The sequence below is a fragment of the Variovorax monticola genome (assembly GCF_051216855.1).
Taxonomy (GTDB): domain Bacteria; phylum Pseudomonadota; class Gammaproteobacteria; order Burkholderiales; family Burkholderiaceae_C; genus Variovorax.
The window spans coordinates 417,336-438,685 of record NZ_JBPJZP010000007.1 but is presented as its reverse complement, the minus strand read 5'-3'; the positions used below and the strand labels follow the sequence as shown (position 1 = coordinate 438,685).

Here is a 21,350-nt window from a genome sequence, read left to right as displayed (position 1 = left end):
CCGATGCAGAAAATGTAAACCAAAAGTTACCCAAGTACTACTTAAAGTTTAGTTTTCAAACGCCGATCAGCGTGCATTAATGCACGCTGATCGACCATTCAGTCTCGAGGCGATGCGTCGAAACCGATGAACACCACCCTTTCCCTGCTCGGCATTGCCGGCGCCATGGCCGTCGGCGCGATGAGTCCCGGCCCCAGTTTCGTGATGGTCGCCCGCACGGCGGTGGCCTCCCGGCGCGACGGGCTGGCGGCCGCGCTGGGCATGGGAGCAGGCGGACTGGTCTTCGCCGTTGCCGCGCTGGCCGGCCTGCAGGCGGCGTTCCTGGCGGTGCCGGGCCTGTACCTTGCCATCAAGGGTTTCGGCGGCGCCTACCTGGTGTACCTGGGCGTGCGCATCTGGCGTGGCGCGCGGCAGCCGCTGGCCATGGCGGCGGCCCCGGGGGGTACCTCGCCGGGCGCGCAGGGTAGGGGCGCACATCCCTTGCGCACCTTCCTTCTCGGCCTGGCCACGCAGGTGAGCAACCCGAAGACGGCGGTGGTCTACGCCAGCATCTTCGCGGCCTTCCTGCCGCGCGACGTGCCGCTGGTGCTGGCGCTGTCCGTGCCGGTGGTGATCTTCTGCATCGAGACCGGCTGGTACACCGTCGTCGCGCTGGCGCTTTCCTCGGCCGCGCCGCGCTTGGCCTACCTGCGCTACAAGGTGTGGATCGATCGCGCCGCCGGCGGCGTGATGGGCCTGCTGGGCCTGCGCCTGGTGTGGTCGGCGGTCAGCGGCAAGTGACCGTGGGCGGCCACCGCGCCGCTACAGCAGGCTCTCTGGCGTCAGCGGCGCCAGGATCTCCAGCATCGTGCGGTCCCAGAAGCCCGAGTCGGGCTCCTCGGTCAGCACGGTGAGCTTGCCGGCGTCGTCGCTGGTCCACTCGATGCGCGACTCGTTGCTGCCCTCGGCAAAGCGCAGCCGGTAGGCGCCCTGCTGCTTGAGCACGTCGAGCAGCTTGAGCATCTGCTGGGCCATCTCGGGGCTGTGGATGATCAGCCCGATCTCGGTGTTGGCCGACTCGGAGCGCGGGTCGAAGTTCATCGAGCCGACGAACAGCGTGCGCCGGTCGATCACCGCCGACTTGGCATGCAGCCGGCCCACCGAGGTGCCGAACAGCCCGAGCCGCACGCTGCGGCGGGTGCGGCTGGAGCTCAGCTCGTACAGGTCGGCGCCCAGCTTGAGCATGTCGGGCCGGTAGCGGCGGTAGGCGGTGTGCACCAGCGGCTCGTCGGTGGCGGCCAGCGAGTTGGTGACCACGCTGATCTTCACGTCGCGCCGACGAATCTCGCGCATCACCTCCAGCCCCGTGGCGCCGGGAATCAGGTACGGCGAGACGATGGTCACTTCGGAGCGCGCACGGCGCATCTGCTCGACCACGTTGTAGCGCACGCTGTCGACGTCCAGCAGCGGCACGCCGCCGTAGGAAGCCGTCTTGCCGATCACGCGGTCGGGCGAATCGGCGTAGGCCTCGGCCAGGGTCCAGATCAGGTTGAGCTTGCCGGTGTTCAGGTCGTCCGCCATCGGGCTGTAGCCGAGCAGGTCGTTGGGCGCGGGCGGCGGCGGGGGCGGCGTGGTGTCGGGGCCGGTGGCGGCCTCGAAGCGGCGCTGCAGTTCGTCGCGCGGCACCTCCGTGCGCACCACGGCGCCGATGGGCCGCACGTAGACGCTGTTCCAGTACTGGTCGAACAGGCTGCCCAGCCGCGGAACGAGCGCGCCGGTCACGAAGGTGTCGAGGTCGAGAAAGTTCTCGCCCGCAGTGCGCCGGAAATACTGGTTGCCGATGTTGCGCCCGCCCGCCACCGCCATCGCGCCGTCGGCGATGAACAGCTTGTTGTGCATGCGGCGGTTCACGCGGCTGAAGTCGAACAGCGAGGCGGCGAAGCGCTTGAGCATGCTGCCGCGCCCGGCCGGGAACGGATTGAACAGGCGCAGCTCGACGTTGGGCGTGGCGGCGAAGGCCAGCAGCAGATCGTCTTCGCCCGAGGTGTAGAGGTCGTCCATCAGCAGGCGCACCCGCACGCCGCGCAACGCGGCGTCGCGCAGGGTGCGCAGCAGGTAGCGGCCGGTCTCGTCGTTCTCGATCTGGTAGTACTGCACGTCGAGCGTGCGCTGGGCGCGGCGCGCCAGCTGGATGCGGGTGTCGAAGGCGAAGTCGCCGCCGGGCATGAGGCGAAAGCCGCTCAGGTCGGGGTCGGGCTGGGCGGCCATCGCGATCTTGCCCAGCGCCGTGTCTCCCGACACCGCCATGGCCTTGACGGCGGGGCGCGGCGCCTCGTCGGGCAAGGTGGCGCAGCCGGTGGACAGCAGCAAGAGCAGCACGGCCACCAAGGCGAAGAACCCGAGCCCCCGGCGCGACAACGGATGCGGGCGGCGAGGGAGGCAAGGGCTCATGGCCGGGTCGCTACAGCGCCTTGCGCAGGTTGGCGGGCGCTATGCGCAGCGCCTCGCGGTACTTGGCCACGGTGCGGCGCGCGCACTCGATGCCCTGCTCTTTCAGCATTTCGGAAATCTGGCTGTCCGACAGCGGCTTCTTGATGCTTTCCGAGCTGACGAACTGCTTGATGAGCGCGCGCACCGCGGTGCTCGACGCATTGCCGCCGGTCTCGGTGCCCAGCGCCGAGCCGAAGAAATACTTGAGCTCGACCGTGCCGAACGGCGTGGACATGTACTTGGCCGTGGTCACGCGCGAGATGGTCGACTCGTGCAGGCCCAGCTCGTCGGCAATTTCGCGCAGCACCAGCGGGCGCATGGCGAGCTCGCCGTGCACGAAGTAGCTTTTTTGCCGCTCGACGATGGCGTTGCTCACGCGCAGGATGGTGTCGAAGCGCTGCTGGATGTTCTTGATGAACCAGCGCGCCTCCTGCAGGCGCTGCGACAGCGCCTGGCTGCCCTCGCCCTTGTGCGCCTTCAGGGCGCCCGCGTAGATGTCGTGCACGCGCAGGCGCGGCATGACTTCCGGATTCAGCATGACGCGGAACTTGATGTTGGTGCCGCGGCCGGTCTTGGTGACGATCACGTCGGGCACCACGATGTTGCGCTCCACGTCCACGAAGCGCCGGCCCGGCTTGGGCTCCAGCCGCGCAATGATCTGCAGCGCCAGGCGCACCAGCTCTTCGTTGGTGCGCGTGAGCGTGGCCAGGCGCTTGAAGTCGCGCCGCGCCAGCAGCTCCATCGACTGCTTGCACACGGCCATGGCGGTCTTGCGGACCAGTTGTTCCTGCTCGGTCTCGTTGGGGCGGGCCAGCGCGCGCAGCTGGATGCCCAGGCATTCGCCCAGGTCGCGCGCGCCCACGCCCACGGGCTCCAGGCTCTGCAGCAGGCCGAGCGCCACCTGGAAGTGGTGCACCAGGTCGTCGAACTGGTCGTTGTCGTCGCCGGCCAGGCCCGAGGCCAGCGCGGGCAGCGAGTCCTCGAGGTAGCCGTCGTCGTTGAGCGACTCGATCAGGAAGCGCAGCGCGGCACTGTCGTTCTCGCTCAGGCGCAGGCTCAGCGCCTGGCGGTGCAGGAACGACTGCAGCGACTCCTGGCTGCGCGCGAGCTCGGTGGCGTCGGCACGCTCGTCGTCGCCCAGGTTGTTCTGGCGCGCGGGGGCGTCGCTGCCCCACTCGCTGTCGTCGGGCGCGGCCATGTCGACGGTGCCGTCGCCTTCCCAGTCGGGCTCGCGCTCGTTGATTTCCGTGGCCGGTCCGTCTGACTCGGCGGTGCTGGTGGTGGTCGTCTCGGTGGAAGAAGTGGAGGTGCTGGCAGCCGGCGGGGCGAAGTCGCCTTCGCTTTCGATGGCGTCGCTTCCATCGCTGCCGCCGTCATCGCGCGGTACCGGCGCATCGGCCGTGTCGAGCCCGAACTCCTCGCGTGCCGCCTCTTCCGCGGTGCGCTCGAGGAACGGGTTCTCGTCCAGCATCTGCTCGACCTCCTGGCTCAGTTCGAGCGTGGAGAGCTGCAGCAGGCGAATGGACTGCTGCAGCTGCGGCGTGAGCGCCAGGTGCTGCGAGACGCGAAGGGACAGCCCTTGCTTCATGGAGAGCCCACCCGCCCTTACATCCGGAAGTGCTCGCCAAGGTAGACGCGTCGTACCTCGGCGTTGTCGACGATCTCCGAGGGCGTGCCTTGTGCCAGCACATGCCCGTCGCTGATGATGAACGCGTGATCGCAGATGCCCAGCGTCTCACGCACGTTGTGGTCGGTGATGAGCACGCCGATGCCGCGTTCCTTCAGGAAACTGATGATCCGCTGGATTTCGATGACCGCGATCGGGTCGATGCCGGCAAAGGGCTCGTCCAGCAGGATGAAGCGCGGCTGGGTGGCCAGCGCACGCGCAATTTCCACCCGGCGGCGTTCGCCGCCCGACAGCGCCAGCGCGGGCGAATCGCGCAGGTGGTCTACCCGCAGGTCGGCCAGCAGCTCGGACAGGCGCTCCTCGATGTGCGCCTTGGACAGCGGCGCCAGCTTGCCGCTGGCGTCGGGCTCCTGCTGCAGTTCGAGCACGGCGCGCACGTTTTCCTCGACCGTGAGCTTGCGGAAGATCGAGGCTTCCTGCGGCAGGTAGCTCAGGCCCATGCGGGCGCGCCGGTGGATCGGCATGTGGGCGATGGGCTCGCCGTCGATGGTGATCTCGCCCGCGTCGGCGCGCACCAGCCCCACGATCATGTAGAACGACGTGGTCTTGCCCGCGCCGTTGGGGCCGAGCAGCCCGACCACTTCGCCCTTCTGCACGTTGAGCGACACGTCTTTCACCACCGTGCGGCTGCCATAGCTCTTCTTCAGGCCGCGCGCCACCAGGCGGCTGCCCGGCGCGCCGTTGGCGTCGTGCGATCCAGCGGTTTCTATCACTTGCGGGTGTCTCCGTCGTCGAGCGTGGTGCTCTGGCGCAGGCCCTTGCCGGGCGCCGGGGTGGGTGCCGCCGGCGCAGCCTTGGCGCCCGCCGGGGCCGAGGCACCGGCGGCCGGCGCGGCCGCGGCCTTGGGGGTCAGGATGGTCTTCACGCGACCGCCGGGGGCGGATGCGTTGACGGCGGAGTTCGCCGGCACGGTGGAACCGTTGACGGTGTAGGTGTCGTTGCTCTGGTCGTAGACGATCAGCGCGCCCTGGCTCTCGTCGTTCGGCGTGGCGCCCAGCAGGCGGCGCATCACGGCGTTGCGGATGAACTTGACGTTGTCGGCGCGGCTGTCGTACTCGATGACTTCGGACTCGCCCTCGATCCACTCGTCGGGCGCATTGCGCTTCTGCTTGTAGTAAGCGCGCTTGCCGGGCGCCGCCGTGACCACGCCGTACTGGTAGCCCTCGGCGTCCTGTCGCACGTCCATGCGCGCGCCACGGATGATGATCGTGCCCTTCGTGACCAGCACGTTGCCGGTGAACACGCTGGTCTGCTTCAGGTCGTCGTAACGCATGGCGTCCGACTCGATGTTCATCGGCTTGGTGCGGTCGGCGGTTTCGGCCAGCGCGCCCGAGGCGAGGCCGGCCAGCAACAGCACGGCGCCGGCCAGGCGGCCGATGCGACGAAGGAAGGGAGTGGTGATGGGGTAAGAATGCAATGTCATAGAGGCACGAAACTTGCTCGGCATTGTATGCGGCTGATTGCGCCAGCCCCGCACGCACAGATGAAAAAGCCCGCCGAAGCGGGCCAGGTATCCCTTGCAAAAAGGGAGAAGGCAGCGGCAGCAAATGCGCGCCGCCTCAAGGCTCAACCCTTCTTCGCTTCGCCAACCAGGTAGTTGACGACCTGCAGCACCTTGGTCATGTTACCGGCGGTCTCGCCGTCTACGTACCAGCGCCCGGCCACGGCCATCGCCGGCACGCCGGCCACCTTGTAGGCGTCGGTCATCTGCGTCGCGCGCTTGGCCTTGCTGGCCACGCTGAACGAGGTGAAGGTTTCCTTGAACTTGGCGCCGTCCAGGCCGTTGGCCGAAGCCCAGGCAATGATGTTGGCGTCGCCGTTCACGTTCTGGCGCTGGGCATGGATCGCGCTGAACACCTTCGGCTGGAACTCGTCGACCTTGCCCATGGCTTCGAGCGCGTAGTACAGGCGCTGCTTGGCTTCGACGTCGTTGCCCACGAACGGCACGGGAATGCGGCGGAAGGCGACTTCCTTCGGCAGCGTTTTCACCCAGGCTTCGAGGGCCGGTTCGAAGTCGTTGCAATGCGGGCAGTTGTACGAGAAGAACTCGACCACCTCGATCTTGCCGGCCGGTGCGTCGACCGGTGCGCGCTTGTCGAGCACCAGGTACTCGGTGCCGGCCTTCGGCGCGCGCTGGGCATGGGCCGGGCTGGCGGCCAGGGACAACAGCCCGAGCGAAGTGGCGGCCAGCGAAAAGTCACGACGTTTCATTGAAAGGGTTCTCCAGTTGGTACGGCAGACTGAGCCGTCGCGCCGCGGGGAGTTCCCCCGCAGCCGGTGCGCCCAGGCGCGATCAGGTCGATGAATGGTGGCGACAAACGCCGCGGCGCGAAGCTTAAGGGCTATTCGCGCCGGGCGCCGGGTCAGCGCTGCACGCGCACCAGCGCCGACTCCATGCCGCCGCCGTCGAGCCGGTCCTTCAGGCGGTCGGCGTCGTCCTTCTTGTTGAACGGGCCGGCGCGCACGCGGTAGACGGTGCGGCCCGCCTGCTCGCGCTCGGTGACCCGGGCCTCCACACCCATCAGCGACAGCTTGGCGCGCTGCGCTTCGGCGTCGTCGGTGGTGCGGAAGGCGCCGGCCTGCACGAAGTACATGAACGGATCGGCGCCGGAACTGCTGGCGGCGGTGCTGTTGGTGCTGCTGCTCGGGGCGGCCGACGCGGTGGTCACGCTGCCCGATCGCGCGCGGGCCAGGTCGCCCAGCGGATCGTTCGAAGCCTCGGCCGGCACCGGCGCCGTGCGCGGCGGCTTGGGCGCCACCACCACGGGCACGGGCGGTGCCGTCGTGGGCGGCGACGCGCCCGGAGCCACGGCGGTGGCCGGCTCGCCGGTGACGGGGTTGACCGGACCGGTGGCGACCGGTGCCGGCTTGGCGGCGCCGGCCTTGCCAGCCAGCGGCGCGTTCGGGTCCCAATCGCGGTTCTTGCGGGCTTCGGCCTCGTCCTGCTCGGCGCCGCCCTTTTGCGTCTTGGTCACGAACGGGATCGGCACCTTGGTCACGTAGACCGCGATGCCCAGCGCGACGCCAAGTCCTAGCACCAGCCCGATGATCAGGCCGATGACGATGTTGCCGCGTTGTCTGGTTGTCTTCTTCATGGTGAGGTTCACATCTTGCTCGGCGCACTGACGCCAAGAATCGCGAGGCCATTGTGCAGCACCTGCGCGGTCGCGGCGACCAGCGCCAGGCGGGCCAGCTTGACCTTCTCGTCGTCCACCAGGATGCGCTCGGCGTCGTAGTAGCTGTGGTAGCTGGCGGCCAGTTCGCGCAGGTAGAAGGTGACGTCGTGCGGCGCAAAGTCCTTGGCCGCGGCCGTCAGCATTTCGGGGTACCTGGCCAGCAGCAGCATCAGCGCCTGGGCCGCCGGGCTTTCCAGCGGCGACAGGTCCACGCCCTTGAGCGTGGCCGCATCGCCACCCCAGCCGGCCAGCACCGAGCAGATGCGCGCATGCGCGTACTGCACGTAGTACACCGGGTTGTCGTTGTTCTTGGCGACGGCCAGGTCGACGTCGAAGGTGTACTCGGTGTCGGGCTTGCGACTCAGCAGGAAGAAGCGCACGGCGTCGGTGCTGGTCCACTCGATCAGGTCGCGCAGCGTGACGTAGCTGCCCGCGCGCTTGCTGATCTTGACCTCTTCGCCGCCCTTCATGACACGCACCATGGTGTGCAGCACGTAGTCGGGGTAGCCCTCGGGAATGCCTTCGCCCGCCGCCTGCAGCCCGGCGCGCACCCGCGCGATGGTGCCGTGGTGGTCGGTGCCCTGGATGTTGATGACCTTGTGAAAGCCGCGCTCCCACTTGGCGATGTGGTACGCGACGTCGGGCACGAAGTATGTGTACGTCCCGTCCTGCTTCTTCATCACGCGATCCTTGTCGTCGCCGTAGTCGGTCGACTTCAGCCACAGCGCGCCGTCCTGCTCGTAGGTCTTGCCCGCGGCCACCAGCCTGGCCACGGCCGCCTCGACGCGCCCGCTGGTGTACAGGCTGGACTCCAGGTAGTACTGGTCGAAGCGCACGCGGAAGGCCTGCAGGTCCAGGTCCTGCTCGCGGCGCAGGTAGGCCACGGCGAACTCGCGGATGGCGTCCAGGTCGTCGATGTCGCCGGTGCCGGTGACTTCGCGGTCTTGCGACTTGACGGTCGTCTTCGCCTTGAAGTCCTCGGCGATCTCGGCGATGTAGTCGCCGTTGTAGGCCGGGGCCTTTTCGCCGGCGGGCCATTCGGCGTCGCCGGGCTTGAAGCCGCGCGCGCGCAGCTGCGTGCTGTTGGCCAGCGTCTGGATCTGCACGCCGGCGTCGTTGTAGTAGTACTCGCGCCAGACGCTCTCGCCCTGCGAGGCGCGCAGGTTGCAGATGGCGTCGCCCAGCGCAGCCTGGCGGCCGTGGCCCACGTGCAGCGGGCCGGTCGGGTTGGCCGAGACGAACTCGACCAGCACCTTCTCGCCGGTGGGCGGCTGCTGGCCGAAGGCTTCGCCCGCGGCCAGCACCTCGCGCACGATCTGCTGCTTGGCCGCCGTCTTGAGACGGATGTTGAGAAAACCGGGACCAGCGATCTCGATGCCCTCGACCCATTGGCCGAAAGCGGGGGTGGCGAGCAGCGCGGTGCTCAGTTGCTCGGCCAGTTCGCGGGGCTTGCGCCCCATCGGTTTGGCGAGCTGCATGGCGGCCGTGCTGGCGAAATCGCCATGGGCAGCCACCTTGGGCGACTCGAACGCGGCTTTGGAGCCAGCGCCGGGCGAGAGGGATTCGAGCGTGTTCGCGAGCGCCGCGAGCAGCTCCTGTTTGACCAATAGCATCCGGGAATTTTACCGGGGGCAAACCCGGACTCAGTTGACGATCGTCATCCGATTGTTGTCTTCGCCCGTTAGGGTGGTCGGCCCCGGGGCGGGGCAACCGTCACTCCACCCAACCTTGCAAGGACACATCCCATCATGAAAAAGCTCCTTTCCCTGGTCGCCTCCACCGTCGCGCTCGGCGCCTGCCTGTCGTTCAGCGCCTTCGCGCAGGACAAGGCCGCCGCGCCTGCCGCGGCCCCCGCCGCCATGGCTGCCCCGGCTGCCGGCGCCAGCTGCGACGCCAAGGCCATCGACAAGAACGGCAAGCCGCTCGCCGGCGCCGCCAAGGCCAGCTCCGTCAAGAAGTGCGAGAAAGACACCAAGGCTGCCACCGCTCCCGCCTGCGCCGACAAGGCCATCGACAAGAACGGCAAGCCGCTGGCCGGCGCCGCCAAGAGCAGCTTCGTCAAGAAGTGCGAGAAAGACGCCAAGGCTTGACGAAGCCCATGCTGCGCTGAAGTTGGCGCAACGAGAAGGAGCCCGCCCCGTGCGGGCTTTTTCAATGGCGCGGTCTCAATGGGGCGGTCGCCCGCGCCCTGGCGTTACTTGCCGAAGCCCCGCGCGAAGAACACCGCCACCAGCGGGATCACCGCGATGACGTGCGCCTGCACCATCACCAGCTTGCGCGTCTTCCTGATGTCGTCCTCGGCCGGCAGCTTGCCGGTGGCGCGCAGCGTCTTGCGCCAGCGGAAGTAGGTGAGCGTCGGAAAGATCGACAGCACGCCCACGATCACGAAGAGCCCCAGCTTCACGTGCAGCAGCGGGTTGGTCCAGTACCAGGCCGTGCCCTTCACGCCCCACACGGTGCGCGCGATGCCGGTGGCCAGCACCGCGATGGCCGCGATGCCGTAGACCATGTCGATCCTGGCCAACCGCTCCACCACCGCGGCATTGAGCCACTGCACGCGGCACAGCGCCGCCTCGCTCGAGATGAACACGACCATCGTGAGAATGGCCAGAAGATGCATGTACGCGAGGATGGCTTCGAGGATCGTCATCGATGGCTTTCTTCTCAATGCAGCGGGTTTGCAATTGAGAACAGATTGTGCCGCCGCTCCCAGGTCGTTGCCTCCAAGCTACGCCCTGCCACCCCAGAATTCCGGATTCCCGTACTGTTCCTTGAGGAAATCCAGCCACAGCCGCACCCGCAGCGGCAGGTGCTTGGCGCCCGCGAACACCGCGTAGATGCCGTTGGGCGGCGCGGCGAAGTCGTCGAGCAGCGGCACCAGCAGGCCGGCGTCGATCTCGGCCTCGACCTCCCAGGTGCTGCGCCAGGCGATGCCGTGGCCAGCCAGGCACCAGTCGTGCAACACCTGGCCGTCGGAGCAATCGAGCGGGCCACTGGGACGCAGGTGGATCAGCTCCTGCGCGCCGCCCTCGGTGGCAACGCGAAAGGCCCAGCCGCGCGTTTGCGAGGCGTCGCTCGACAGCGTGAGGCAGGCAAAGCGCGACAGTTCGCCGGGGTGCGACGGCCTGCCGTGGCGGCGCACGAACTCGGGCGTGGCCACGCAGCGGCGGCGGTTGTCGGCCAGCCGCACGCTCACCAGCGACGAATCGGGCAGGTCGCCCACGCGCACCGCGCAGTCGAAGCTCTCGCCGGTGACGTCGACCACGCGGTCGCTCAGGTTGAGCGAAATGGTCACTTCCGGGTGCAGTGCATGAAAGCGCGGCACCAGCGGCGCGACGTGGCGGCGGCCGAAGCCGGCCGGCGCGGTCACGCGCAGATGCCCGCTGGCCTTGACGCCGCCGGCGCTCACGCTGGCCTCGGCGTTGGCGAACTCGGTGAGCAGCCGCTGGCAGTCTTCGAGAAAAGCGGTGCCTTCGTGCGTGAGCGTGATGCGCCGCGTGGTGCGCACCAGCAGCTTCACGCCCAGCCGCTCTTCCAGCGCGTCGAGCCGCCGCCCCATGATGGCCGGCGCCACGCCCTCGGCCTTGGCCGCGGCCGTGAGCCCGCCGCGGGTCGCGACCGAGACGAAGGATTCGAGCTGCTTGAGGCGGTCCATGGCGGCGGAACTATATCGCCCACCGCCGGGCACGCACGGCCTGTTGCGGCTTATTCCGGCCGCACCCCGGCCTCGCGCACTGCGGCGCCCCAGCGCTTGTGCTCCGACTTGACGTACTGCGCCGCCTGCTCCGGGCTGCCGCCGACGGGCGTGCTGCCTTCGGCCAGAAGCTGCGAGATGGTGGCCGGCTTGGCCAGCGCCTTGTCGACGGCGGCGTTGAGCTTCTTCACGATGTCGGCCGGCGTGCCGGCCGGCACCACCAGTGCCTTCCAGTCCACCGCCTCGAAGCCCTTGTAGCTCTCGCCCACGGTCGGCACCTCGGGCATCACCGGCAGGCGCTTGGCCGAAGTGACGGCCAGCGCGCGCAGCTTGCCGCCCTTCACCATGGCCAGCGCACCCTGCGGCGTGGCGAACATGTAGTCGGTCTGCCCGCCGAGCAGGTCGGTGATGGCGGGCGCGGCACCCTTGTACGGCACGTTCAGCACCTTGAAGCCCGCGCGCTGCGCCAGCACCTCGCCGGCCATGTGGCCCAGCGTGCCGGTGCCCGCGAGCGCCTGCTTGATCTCGCCGGGCTTGGCCTTTGCGGCGGCAATCAACTCGGCCAGCGACTTGTACGGCGCATCGGCGCGCACCACCAGCACCACCGGCTGCGAGGCCACGACCGCCACCGGCACCAGGTCCTTCAGCGCGTCGTAGGGCATCTTGGGAAACAACGTCGGGTTGATCGCCAGGTTGGCGGTCTGGCCCAGGCCGACGGTGTAGCCGTCGGGCCTGGACTTGGCGACCACGTCCATGCCGATGTTGCCGTTGCCGCCGGCGCGGTTGTCGACGATGAAGGTCCACTTCGTGTCCTCCACCAGCTTCTGCGCGACGAGGCGCGCCACGATGTCGGTGGCGCCGCCGGGCGTGTAGGGCACGACGAGGCGCACGGGCTTGTCGGGCCAGGTGGTGTCGGCAAGGACGGGTGCGGCGTTCAGGCATGCCGCGGCCGCGGCGCAGGCGAGCAGTGCGCGCCGGGTGGTGAGAACGGCATGCGTCGCACGCCGTGTGGTGAAAAACATGGGGTCAGTCTCCGAGGGTGATGTGGTGTGTCCGGAGCGCAGCGATTTCTTCATCGCTGTAGCCCACTTCTTTCAGCAGCTCGCGGCTGTGCTCGCCGATGTGCGGCGGCTGCAGCCGGATGCCGGGGCGTTCACCGCCCAGCGTGAACGGCGCCAGCGGCACCTTGGCCATGCGGCCGTCGTTCATGCGCACCGGCGCCAGGCCGCCGGTGGCGTTCAGGTGCGGGTCGTCGAACAGGTCCTGCGGCCTGGTGATGGGGGCGAAGGGCAGCTCGTTCTGCTCGAACACGGCGCTGAGTTCGGCCGCGCTGTGGTTCGCAAGGTGCGAGCGCAGGATCGGCATCATCCAGTCGCGCGCGCGCACGCGGTCGTTGTTGGTCTTCAGGCGCGGGTCGGCCAGCATGTCTTCCAGGCCGAAGGCCTTGCAGAAGATGGCCCACTGCTTGTCGCTCACGGCCGCCAGGAAAATCTGCTCGCCGTCCTTCACGGTGAACACGTCGTACACGGCCCAGGCCGAGATGCGGCTGGGCATCGGGTCGGCGGGCTTGCCGGTGGCGGCGAACTGCATCATGTGCTGCGCCACCAGGAACACGTTGTTCTCGAACAGCGCGGACTGCACCTCGCAGCCCTTGCCCGTGAGCTCGCGCTGGCGCAGCGCGGCCATCGCGCCGATGGCGCCGAACATGCCGCCCATGATGTCGTTCACGCTGGTGCCCGCGCGCAGCGGGTCGCCCGAGCGGCCGGTCATGTAGGCGAGGCCACCCATCATCTGCACCACTTCGTCGAGCGCGGTGCGATGGTCGTAGGGGCCGGGCAGGAAGCCCTTGTGGCTCACATAGACGAGGCGCGGGTTGAGCTTGGCGAGCGTCTCGTAGTCGAGCCCCAGCTTCTTCATGGTGCCGGGCTTGAAGTTCTCGCTCACGATGTCGGCCGTGGCAATGAGGCGCAGCGCGGCCTCCACGCCCTCGGGCTGCTTCAGGTCGAGCGCGATGCTCTTCTTGTTGCGGTTGAAGGTCGGGAAGAAGCCCGAGCCCGAGCCCAGCAGGCGGCGCGTGTTGTCGCCCTCGATGGGCTCGACCTTGATGACCTCGGCGCCCAGGTCGGCCAGCAGCAGGCCGCAGGTCGGGCCCATGACCATGTGCGTGAACTCGACGACGCGGATGCCGGCGTACGGCAGGGGATTGGCTTCAGACATGCACGGTGGTTTCCTGGACAAAGCCCTTGGGCAGCCCGGCTTCGGGCGTCATGCCGTAGACCGGTTCGCCGGGCAGGCCGGCCATGAGCGGCGCGCGCGCCGCGATGAGTTTGTGGATGTCGATGCCGGTGCGCACCCCCATGGCTTCGAACATGAACACGAGGTCTTCGGTGACTGCGTTGCCCGAGGCGCCCGGCGCATAGGGGCAGCCGCCGAGGCCGCCGAGCGAGGCGTCGAAGGTGCGCACGCCTTCGTCCCACGCCGCCAGGCAGTTCGCAATGCCGAGGCCGCGCGTGTTGTGCATGTGGGCCGCGCCGGCATGCCGGCCGATTTCGGCGCGCAGGCGCTTGAACAGGCGGCGCACCTGCGCGGGGTTGGCATAACCCACGGTGTCCGAAAGACCCGACTCGTCGGCGCCGGCTTCGATGCACTGCGCGGCCAGGCGGATCACCTCGTCTTCGGGCACCAGGCCCTGCAGCGTGCAGCCGAAGGCGGTGGAAATGCCGGCTTCCAGCTTCACTTGCGGCGCGATGGCGCGGCGCAGGTCGGCAATGGCGCGCACCTCTTCGACCATCTCGGTGGGCGTCTTGCGCACGTTGGCCAGCGAATGCGCCACGCTGGCCGACACCGGCATCGTGAGCTTGTGCACGCCGGCTTCGAGCGCGGCCTGCGCGCCCTTGCGGTTGGGCACCAGCGCCATCACCACGAGGCCGGGCAGCGTGACGGCGTGGCGCACCACGTCGGCCGCGTCGGCCATCTGCGGCAGCAGCCTGGCGGGCACGAAAGAGGCGACCTCGATCTCGCGCACGCCGGCGGCGTAGAGCGCATCGATCCAGCGCAGCTTGTCCGCGGTCGGCATGGTGGCCTTGACCGATTGCAGGCCGTCGCGCGGGCCGACCTCGCTGATGAGGACGTCGGGGGATGTCATCGACTTTGTCTCCTTGAAGCGGTCCGGCAGGGTTCGGAGTGGGCCGCTTGACAGTTCTGCTAGACAGAACTAAATTCCGTTAAACAGAATTAGACTGCCAATCGACTTTCACTGTCAAGCGCACCCATGCCCCGCAAAGCCCAGACCGAATCGGTTTCCGACCTCAATGCCGCCCCCGGCGGCGCCGCCGCGGTGGACCGCGCGCTGAGCCTGCTGTCGGCCTTTCAGCCGGGCGACGAAGCCCTGTCGCTCGCCCAGTTCGCCGAGCGCACGCAGCTCTACAAGAGCACGGTGCTGCGGCTGCTGGCCTCGCTGGAGCACGCGCGGCTGATCCGCCGACAGGACGACGGGCGCTATGCGCTGGGCATGGAGATCGCGCGGCTGCACGGGCTGTACACGGTGTCGCAGTCGCTGGAGCGCATCGTGCTGCCAGTGCTGCGCGCACTGGCAGCGGCCACGGGCGAAAGCGCGGCTTACCACGTGCGGCAAGTCCAGGGCGACAGCTGGGCGCGGCTGTGCCAGTTCCGCATCGATTCGTCGCACGTGGTGCGCGACCACGTGCGCGTGGGCGACCTGCTGCCCAACGACCGCGGCGCGGGCGCGCGGGTGCTGATCGCCTTCGGGCCCGAGGCCGGGCTGCCGCGCGGCGCGAAGGAGCGAAAGCTGTACGACGGCATTCGCGCGCAGGGCTACTGCGCGGTGGTGGGCGACCGCACGGCCGAGCTGGCCGGCATCTCGGCGCCGGTGTTCCATGCGGACGGCAGCCTGGCCGCGGCCGTCACGCTGACGATGCCCACGCACCGATACGACGAGCGCTACATCGAGCCCGTGCGCGCCGCGGCGACGGAGCTCGGCGGACAGGTCTGACGCGGCCTTCGGCATTGCTCCTTCCCCTCCCGGGGGAAGGCTGGGATGGGGGCACGCGGCCTTGGATGCGCCGCTGGTGCCTGATACGCCGATGGCCCCCACCCCGGCCCTCCCCCGGAAGGGGAGGGAGAAATACGGAGTCAGTTCAGCGCTGCGAGCACGGCCTTGTTCTGCTCGGGCAGGCCGACGCTCACGCGCAGCCATTGCGGCAGGCCGTACGGGCCGAGCAGCGAAACCTCGATGCCCGCGACCAGCAGGCGCGCATGCACGGCCTGCGCATCGCCGACCTGCACCATCAGGAAGTTGCCCGACGAAGGGATGTACGCCAGGCCCAGTTCGGTGAAGCCCGCGGCAAGCTGGTCGCGTCCGGTGGTGTTGAGTTCGTAGGTGCGCGCCAGAAACTCCGCATCGTCCAGCGCGGCCACCGCGGCGGCCTGCGCCGGCGTGGTTACGTTGAAGCGCGGGCGCTGCGCGTTCATGCGCAAGGCCAGCGGCGGCTGCGACACGCCATAGCCGATGCGCAGCCCGGCCAGGCCGAAGGCCTTGGAAAAGGTGCGCGCCACGATCAGGTTCGGAAAGCGCCGCACCCACGCGACGCTGTCGTAGCGCTGCGCGGGCGACAGGTACTCGGTGTAGGCCTCGTCCAGCAGCACCGTCACGTGCGACGGCACCGACTGCAAAAAGGCCAGCAGCGGTGCGGCATCGATGAAGGTGCCGGTCGGGTTGTTGGGGTTGGCGACAAACACCAGCCGGGTGTCGTCGCCGATGGCGGCGCGCATGGCGCCCAGGTCGTGGCCGAACTCCCGCGCCGGCACGACGGTGGCGCGCGCATGCGCATGCGCCGTAGCCTGCGCATAGACGACGAAGCCGTACTGGGAATAGACGACGCCCTCGCCCGGCTTCAGACTCACCTGCGCCGCCAGCTCGAGGATTTCGCTCGACCCGCTGCCGAGGGTGAGCCAGTCGGGCGGCACGTCGAGCCGGGCCGCCAGCGCGTTCTTCAGCGCGGTGCCGTTGCTGTCGGGGTAATTGCCCGCGCCTTCGAGCGCCGCGGCGGCCGCGCGCCGGGCCGATTCGGGCATGCCGAGGGGGTTTTCGTTGGAGGCCAGGAGGATCATGGGAGCGGGTCCGGATTCATTTAAGAAGTTAAATATATCTCGCGCTTGCGGGGCACCTGTCAGTGCCTACCCTTTGCATCGCTGGTCAAGCACCGTCGATTACATTCATTTTTGTCACAGATAAATCCCGCTTCCGGCTCTTACTCGCCAGCAAAGTATCGAATAAAGTTCGATCCAAGATTGCATCTTTCTCAAGGAGAAACCCCATGACTGCCCGCACCACCGCCCACGGACTCCAGGTCGCGACCGAGCTCCACCGCTTCATCGAAGACAAGGTCCTGCCCGCCACCGGCGTGGCCAGCGACGTCTTCTGGAAGGGCTTCGACGCCATCGTGAGCGACCTCGCACCGAAGAACATCGCCCTGCTGGCCGAGCGCGACCGCCTGCAGACCGAGCTCGACGGCTGGCACAAGACGAACCCCGGCCCCATCGCCGACATGCCGGCCTACCGCGCCTTCCTCGAAAAGATCGGCTACCTGCTGCCGGCACCCCAGGGCGCCAAGGCCACCACAGAGAACGTCGACTCCGAACTCGCGCTGCAGGCCGGCCCGCAACTGGTGGTGCCGATCCTGAACGCGCGCTATGCGCTCAACGCCGCCAACGCGCGCTGGGGCTCGCTGTACGACGCGCTCTACGGCACCGACGCCATCTCCGAAGCCGACGGCGCTGAAAAGGGCAAGGGCTACAACCCCGTGCGCGGCGCCAAGGTCATCGCCTTCGCGCGCAACGTGCTCGACCAGGCCGCGCCGCTGGCCAACGGCTCGCACAAGCAGGCCACCGGCTACAGCGTGAAAGACGGCAAGCTCGTCGTCGCGCTGCAAAGCAGCAGCACCGGCCTGGCCGACGCTTCGCAGTTCATCGGCTACCAGGGCGACGCAGCCGCGCCGTCGTCGGTGCTGCTCAAGCACAACGGCATCCACCTCGACATCCGCATCGACCGCAGCACCGCCATCGGCAAGACCGACGCGGCCGGCGTGAGCGACCTGGTGCTCGAAGCCGCGCTCTCGACCATCCTCGACCTGGAAGACTCGGTGGCCGTGGTCGACGCGGCCGACAAGGTGGTGGCGTACGCGAACTGGCTGGGCATCGTCGAAGGCTCGCTCACCGAAGAAGTCGCCAAGGGCGGCAAGACCTTCACGCGCGGCCTGAACCCCGACCGCGAATACACCGGCGCCGACGGCCAGAGCGTGAAGCTGCACGGCCGCTCGCTCATGTTCCTGCGCAACGTGGGCCACCTGATGACCAACCCGGCCATCCTGTATGCCTCCGGCCAGGGCACCAAGGAAATTCCGGAAGGCATCCTCGATGCCGTGGTCACCACCACCATCGCCACCATCGACCTGAAGCGCAAGGGCAACTCGCGCACCGGCAGCATCTACATAGTCAAGCCGAAGATGCATGGCCCGGCCGAAGTGGCTTTCGCGAGCGAGCTGTTCGGCCGCGTCGAACAGTTGCTCGGCCTGCCCGCCAACACCGTGAAGCTGGGCATCATGGACGAGGAGCGCCGCACCAGCGTGAACCTGAAGGCCTGCATCGCCGAAGCGGCTGCGCGCGTGGCCTTCATCAACACCGGCTTCCTCGACCGCACCGGCGACGAGATGCACACCGCCATGCAGGGCGGCCCGATGATCCGCAAGGGCGACATGAAGTCCAGCGCGTGGATCGGCGCCTACGAAAAGAACAACGTGCTGGTGGGCCTGTCGTGCGGCCTGCGCGGCAAGGCGCAGATCGGCAAGGGCATGTGGGCCATGCCCGACCTGATGGCCGCGATGCTCGAACAGAAGATCGCGCACCCCAAGGCCGGCGCCAACACCGCGTGGGTGCCCTCGCCCACCGCCGCCACGCTGCATGCGCTGCACTACCACCAGGTCAGCGTGACAGCCGTGCAGCAGGAGCTGGAAAAGATCGACGCCGACGCGGAGCGCGACAACATCCTGAATGCGCTGTTGCAGGTGCCGATTGCGGCCGAAGCCAAGTGGACGGCCGAAGAGCGCCAGCAGGAAATCGACAACAACGTGCAGGGCATCCTGGGCTACGTGGTGCGCTGGATCGACCAGGGCGTGGGCTGCTCCAAGGTGCCCGACATCCACAACGTGGGCCTGATGGAAGACCGCGCCACGCTGCGCATCTCCAGCCAGCACATCGCCAACTGGCTGCTGCACGGCGTGGTGACCAGGGCGCAGGTCGACGAGACCTTCCAGCGCATGGCCAAGGTGGTGGACGAGCAGAACGCGGGCGACGCGCAGTACCTGCCGATGGCCGGGCACTTCGATACCTCGGCGGCCTACAAGGCGGCGCAGGACTTGGTCTTCAAGGGGATCGAGCAGCCGAGCGGGTATACAGAGCCGCTGCTGCACGCGTGGCGTTTGAAGGTCAAGGGCGAGGCTTGATCCTTTCCCTGCCCGGCACTCCGCCGGGCTGAAGCGAACGAACGGCGCCCGAGGGCGCCGTTCTGCATGAAGGGCGGCATGCCATTAGCATCCATGCCGCCCTCCCTTCTTCCAGCGCCCTCCCTCTCGATGAACACGAACGCGGCCCCGCCGCCCCCGCCGCGCGCCGGCCATGCCGCGCAGGCATCTCCTTCTCCTTCCCCTCCCCCCCGCTGGTCGTCTTCGGCAGCCGCCATGCTGGTCGCGCTGGCCTCGGCCTTCGCGCTGAGCCAGGCCTTCCGCACGGTCGGCGCGATGATGGCCACGCCGCTCACCGGCTACTTCGGACTCACGCCGCAGCAGCTCGGCATGTGGGCCGGCACCTTTCACTTCGCCTTCGGCATCATGCAGCTCGCGATGGGCGTGTCGATCGACATGTTCGGCGTACGCCGCACGGTGCTCACCGCCTTCCCCTTGGCCGTTGCCGGCGCCGCGCTGTGCGCGGTGGCGCCGAACTACCACGCGCTGCTGCTGGGACAGGCGCTGATCGGCATCGGCTGCGCGCCGGCCTTCCTGGCGTGCACGGTGTTCATCGCGCGGCACTTCGATGCCTCGCGCTTCACCGCCATGTCGGGGCTGGTGATGAGCATGGCCGGCCTGGGCATCGTGTTCACTGGCACGCCGCTGGCGTTGCTGATCGAGGCGGCTTCATGGCGCGCCGGCTATGCGGTGCTGGCCGGCTTCGCGGTGCTCTCGTGGGTGGTCATCTTCTGGCGCGTGCGCGAACCTGCCCGTGCAACAGACCACGTGGATCCGCAGGCTGCACCGGCCGAGCGCAAGTCGCTGGGCAAGGCGGTGCGCGAACTGCTGCCGCTGTTCGCCATGCCGCACACGCTGGGCCTGCTCTGCTTCGCCTGCGTGTCCTACGCGGCGTTCATCACGCTGCGCGGCCTGTGGCTGGGACCGGTGCTGCACGACCGCCACGGCCTGTCGCTGGTCGCCAGCGGCAACGTGGCGCTGGTGATGACGGTCGCCGGCATGATCAGCCCGGCACTGTTCGGGCGCATGGACCCGGGCGGTGCACGGCGCGCTCGCTGGATGATGGGCTGCGCGCTCGCCGGCGCACTGATGTTCGCCGCCATGGCGTTCACGAATTCGCGCGCGATCGACATCGGCCTGCCGATCGTCTATGGCCTGCTCTCCGGCTACAGCGTGCTGCAGTACGCGTACACCAAGAACGCGTACCCCGCGGCCATGACGGGACGCGCCCTGGCGCTGATGAACATGGCCATGTTCCTCGGCGTGTCGCTCATGCAGTGGACCACCGGCGTGGCCGCGTCGTGGGCCGTGGACCACGGTGCCGAGCCCTTCCGCGCGGTGTTCCTCACGGTGGCGGGCATGCTGGCCGTGGGAACGCTCGCGTTTCTTTGGCTGCCGCGCTCGCAGGGCACCGCACCGGCTCCGGCCGCATAGCGCGCTCACCGCTCGTCACCCGGACGGCACGGGCAGGGGAACCTCGAAGCCGCAACCGCCGCCGCAGCAACCGCCGCCGCGGCCGCGGCGAGGCCGCTCGACGATGACTTTGCTCATGTCTTCGCGCATGCCGTCAGTCCTCCCGGTGCAGGCTGCGCGCAGCCTTCTGCAACGCCACCTTCTGCGCACGCCGCTCCGCGCGGTGCGTGCGCAGGTGGCGGCCTGCGTTCTGGTTCGATTCGCCGCGGGCCAATGCGGCCACCACGGGATTGCGAGGTACCGCCATGGGCACCGAAAAGTAAAACCGGCCCAGACGCTTGTCGTCGTCGCGGGCCCTTCGTTGAGCACTCATCTGTGCGCACACTCCAGAAACAGGAAAGCCCCGGCGAATGGCTGCGCGGGGCCTTTGTCGTCAGGGCCTCGGGCGGATGCATGGATGCACATCCGGCCGGGGCGGTCGGTGTGCGGGTCAGGTGTTCAGGAAACGGTTCATTGGTTGCGTTGAGCGCCCGGGAGGTCGATCGTCACCAGGCGCGGTGAAAAGAAACTGTTGCTGAAAAACGAAGGGCGGATTCTGGCGAGCACGCGCGCGATGCGCAAGCGTGCCCTGCGCGGCTGTGGCGCAAAGCCGACGCGCAACAAATCTGAAACCGGCTGCGAATCCAAACGCGAAGCGCCCCCGTATTCGATTCAAGCGCATCGCGCCCCCGAGCTGATGGCGGTTTCCACAGACACCTTCCAAGAACCATTTCTATCCAGGAGCCTTCAATGAAAAAACTCATGATTGCAGTCGGCGTTTCGGTCCTGCTCGGCGCTTGCGCGGGCGGCATGGGCATGAGCGGCAGCGGCAGCACCGGCATGTCGTCGAACCCGATGGTCGGCGGCGCCGCGATGTACCCGACGAAGGACATCGTCGACAACGCCGTCAATTCGAAGGACCACACCACGCTGGTGGCTGCAGTGAAGGCCGCCGGCCTGGTCGACACGCTCAAGAGCCCCGGCCCGTTCACCGTGTTCGCACCGACCAACGCGGCCTTCGCCGCACTGCCGGCCGGCACCGTCGACACGCTGCTCAAGCCCGAGAACAAGGCCACGCTGACCAAGGTGCTGACGTACCACGTGGTGCCCGGCAAGATGGACGGCCCGGCCCTGATGAGCGCCATCAACGCAGGCGGCGGCAAGGCCGTGCTGAAGACCGCCAGCGGCGGCACGCTGACCGCCACCATGAGCGGCGGCAACGTGCTGGTGACCGACGCCAAGGGCGGCACGGCGATGGTGACCATCGCCAACGTGTACCAGTCGAACGGCGTGATCCACGTCGTGAACAAGGTGCTGCTGCCGGGTTGATTCTT

At 68.3% G+C, this 21,350-nt stretch carries 21 protein-coding genes; 7 read left to right on the top strand and 14 right to left on the bottom strand.

Annotation, left to right across the window (positions count from 1 at the left end; translation table 11 throughout):
- The first annotated feature begins 126 nt into the window (after window positions 1–126).
- Window positions 127–780, top strand: coding sequence for a LysE family translocator (locus tag ACSFA5_RS26100; protein WP_435446951.1), 654 nt, complete (start codon window positions 127–129; stop codon window positions 778–780).
- 21 nt (window positions 781–801) lie between these two features.
- Here the strand turns inward: ACSFA5_RS26100 and ACSFA5_RS26095 are convergent, their stop codons facing one another.
- The 7 genes from ACSFA5_RS26095 to argS all read right to left on the bottom strand — a co-directional run bounded on the left by ACSFA5_RS26095 (window position 802) and on the right by argS (window position 8,945).
- On the bottom strand, window positions 802–2,430 hold the full coding sequence (locus ACSFA5_RS26095; RefSeq protein WP_435446950.1) for a phospholipase D family protein: 1,629 nt from the start codon (window positions 2,428–2,430) through the stop codon (window positions 802–804).
- Between the two features lie 10 nt (window positions 2,431–2,440).
- Window positions 2,441–4,057, bottom strand: coding sequence for an RNA polymerase factor sigma-54 (rpoN, locus tag ACSFA5_RS26090; protein WP_435446949.1), 1,617 nt, complete (start codon window positions 4,055–4,057; stop codon window positions 2,441–2,443).
- Between the two features lie 17 nt (window positions 4,058–4,074).
- A complete protein-coding gene (gene lptB, locus ACSFA5_RS26085; RefSeq protein ID WP_435446948.1) occupies window positions 4,075–4,869 on the bottom strand; it encodes an LPS export ABC transporter ATP-binding protein in 795 nt (264 codons plus the stop codon).
- Window positions 4,866–5,579 (bottom strand): lipopolysaccharide transport periplasmic protein LptA, encoded by a 714-nt coding sequence (gene lptA, locus ACSFA5_RS26080; protein ID WP_435446947.1) that lies wholly within the window; start codon window positions 5,577–5,579, stop codon window positions 4,866–4,868. Before lptA ends, lptB begins: the two co-directional genes overlap by 4 nt.
- 143 nt (window positions 5,580–5,722) lie before the next feature.
- Entirely contained in the window at window positions 5,723–6,367 is a 645-nt protein-coding gene (locus tag ACSFA5_RS26075; RefSeq protein WP_435446946.1) for a thiol:disulfide interchange protein DsbA/DsbL, read from the bottom strand.
- A gap of 152 nt (window positions 6,368–6,519) precedes the next feature.
- Window positions 6,520–7,251, bottom strand: a complete 732-nt coding sequence (locus tag ACSFA5_RS26070) for an SPOR domain-containing protein (RefSeq protein WP_435446945.1) — start codon at window positions 7,249–7,251, stop codon at window positions 6,520–6,522.
- Window positions 7,252–7,259: 8 nt separating this feature from the next.
- Window positions 7,260–8,945 (bottom strand): arginine--tRNA ligase, encoded by a 1,686-nt coding sequence (gene argS / locus ACSFA5_RS26065; RefSeq protein ID WP_435446944.1) that lies wholly within the window; start codon window positions 8,943–8,945, stop codon window positions 7,260–7,262.
- Window positions 8,946–9,080: 135 nt separating this feature from the next.
- On the opposite strand from argS, the gene ACSFA5_RS26060 reads away from it, so the two are divergent.
- Window positions 9,081–9,422, top strand: coding sequence for a hypothetical protein (locus ACSFA5_RS26060; RefSeq protein ID WP_435446943.1), 342 nt, complete (start codon window positions 9,081–9,083; stop codon window positions 9,420–9,422).
- 104 nt (window positions 9,423–9,526) lie between these two features.
- Here the strand turns inward: ACSFA5_RS26060 and ACSFA5_RS26055 are convergent, their stop codons facing one another.
- The 5 genes from ACSFA5_RS26055 to ACSFA5_RS26035 all read right to left on the bottom strand — a co-directional run bounded on the left by ACSFA5_RS26055 (window position 9,527) and on the right by ACSFA5_RS26035 (window position 14,171).
- Window positions 9,527–9,982, bottom strand: a complete 456-nt coding sequence (locus ACSFA5_RS26055; protein ID WP_435446942.1) for a DUF2214 family protein — start codon at window positions 9,980–9,982, stop codon at window positions 9,527–9,529.
- Between the two features lie 78 nt (window positions 9,983–10,060).
- Window positions 10,061–10,987 carry a LysR family transcriptional regulator gene (locus ACSFA5_RS26050; protein WP_435446941.1) on the bottom strand — a complete coding sequence of 309 codons (927 nt, stop codon included), beginning with the start codon at window positions 10,985–10,987 and terminating at the stop codon, window positions 10,061–10,063.
- Between the two features lie 50 nt (window positions 10,988–11,037).
- Complete coding sequence (locus ACSFA5_RS26045) at window positions 11,038–12,048, bottom strand: Bug family tripartite tricarboxylate transporter substrate binding protein (protein WP_435446940.1); 1,011 nt, start codon at window positions 12,046–12,048, stop codon at window positions 11,038–11,040.
- A gap of 4 nt (window positions 12,049–12,052) precedes the next feature.
- Window positions 12,053–13,243 carry a CaiB/BaiF CoA transferase family protein gene (locus ACSFA5_RS26040; protein ID WP_435446939.1) on the bottom strand — a complete coding sequence of 397 codons (1,191 nt, stop codon included), beginning with the start codon at window positions 13,241–13,243 and terminating at the stop codon, window positions 12,053–12,055.
- A complete protein-coding gene (locus tag ACSFA5_RS26035; RefSeq protein ID WP_435446938.1) occupies window positions 13,236–14,171 on the bottom strand; it encodes a hydroxymethylglutaryl-CoA lyase in 936 nt (311 codons plus the stop codon). The genes ACSFA5_RS26040 and ACSFA5_RS26035 overlap by 8 nt, the downstream gene beginning before the upstream one ends.
- A 126-nt stretch (window positions 14,172–14,297) precedes the next feature.
- On the opposite strand from ACSFA5_RS26035, the gene ACSFA5_RS26030 reads away from it, so the two are divergent.
- Window positions 14,298–15,038 carry an IclR family transcriptional regulator gene (locus ACSFA5_RS26030; protein WP_435446937.1) on the top strand — a complete coding sequence of 247 codons (741 nt, stop codon included), beginning with the start codon at window positions 14,298–14,300 and terminating at the stop codon, window positions 15,036–15,038.
- Window positions 15,039–15,178: 140 nt separating this feature from the next.
- On the opposite strand, the gene hisC is transcribed toward ACSFA5_RS26030, so the two are convergent.
- Complete coding sequence (gene hisC / locus ACSFA5_RS26025; protein WP_435447066.1) at window positions 15,179–16,219, bottom strand: histidinol-phosphate transaminase; 1,041 nt, start codon at window positions 16,217–16,219, stop codon at window positions 15,179–15,181.
- 143 nt (window positions 16,220–16,362) lie between these two features.
- On the opposite strand from hisC, the gene ACSFA5_RS26020 reads away from it, so the two are divergent.
- Window positions 16,363–18,546: a malate synthase G gene (locus ACSFA5_RS26020; protein ID WP_435446936.1), complete on the top strand. Its 2,184-nt coding sequence runs from the start codon at window positions 16,363–16,365 to the stop codon at window positions 18,544–18,546.
- A 129-nt stretch (window positions 18,547–18,675) separates the two neighbouring features.
- Complete coding sequence (locus ACSFA5_RS26015) at window positions 18,676–19,998, top strand: MFS transporter (protein WP_435446935.1); 1,323 nt, start codon at window positions 18,676–18,678, stop codon at window positions 19,996–19,998.
- Window positions 19,999–20,131: 133 nt separating this feature from the next.
- Here ACSFA5_RS26015 and ACSFA5_RS26010 read toward each other — a convergent pair whose 3' ends face one another.
- The gene (locus ACSFA5_RS26010) at window positions 20,132–20,350 is read right to left on the bottom strand and encodes a hypothetical protein (protein ID WP_435446934.1); all 219 of its coding nucleotides are present in this window, start codon (window positions 20,348–20,350) and stop codon (window positions 20,132–20,134) included.
- 198 nt (window positions 20,351–20,548) lie between these two features.
- Here ACSFA5_RS26010 and ACSFA5_RS26005 point away from each other — a divergent pair, with 198 nt between their 5' ends.
- Both ACSFA5_RS26005 and ACSFA5_RS26000 read left to right on the top strand, forming a co-directional pair.
- Entirely contained in the window at window positions 20,549–20,770 is a 222-nt protein-coding gene (locus ACSFA5_RS26005) for a hypothetical protein (protein WP_435446933.1), read from the top strand.
- A complete protein-coding gene (locus ACSFA5_RS26000; RefSeq protein ID WP_435446932.1) occupies window positions 20,767–21,345 on the top strand; it encodes a fasciclin domain-containing protein in 579 nt (192 codons plus the stop codon). The genes ACSFA5_RS26005 and ACSFA5_RS26000 overlap by 4 nt, the downstream gene beginning before the upstream one ends.
- The last annotated feature ends 5 nt before the right edge of the window (window positions 21,346–21,350 follow it).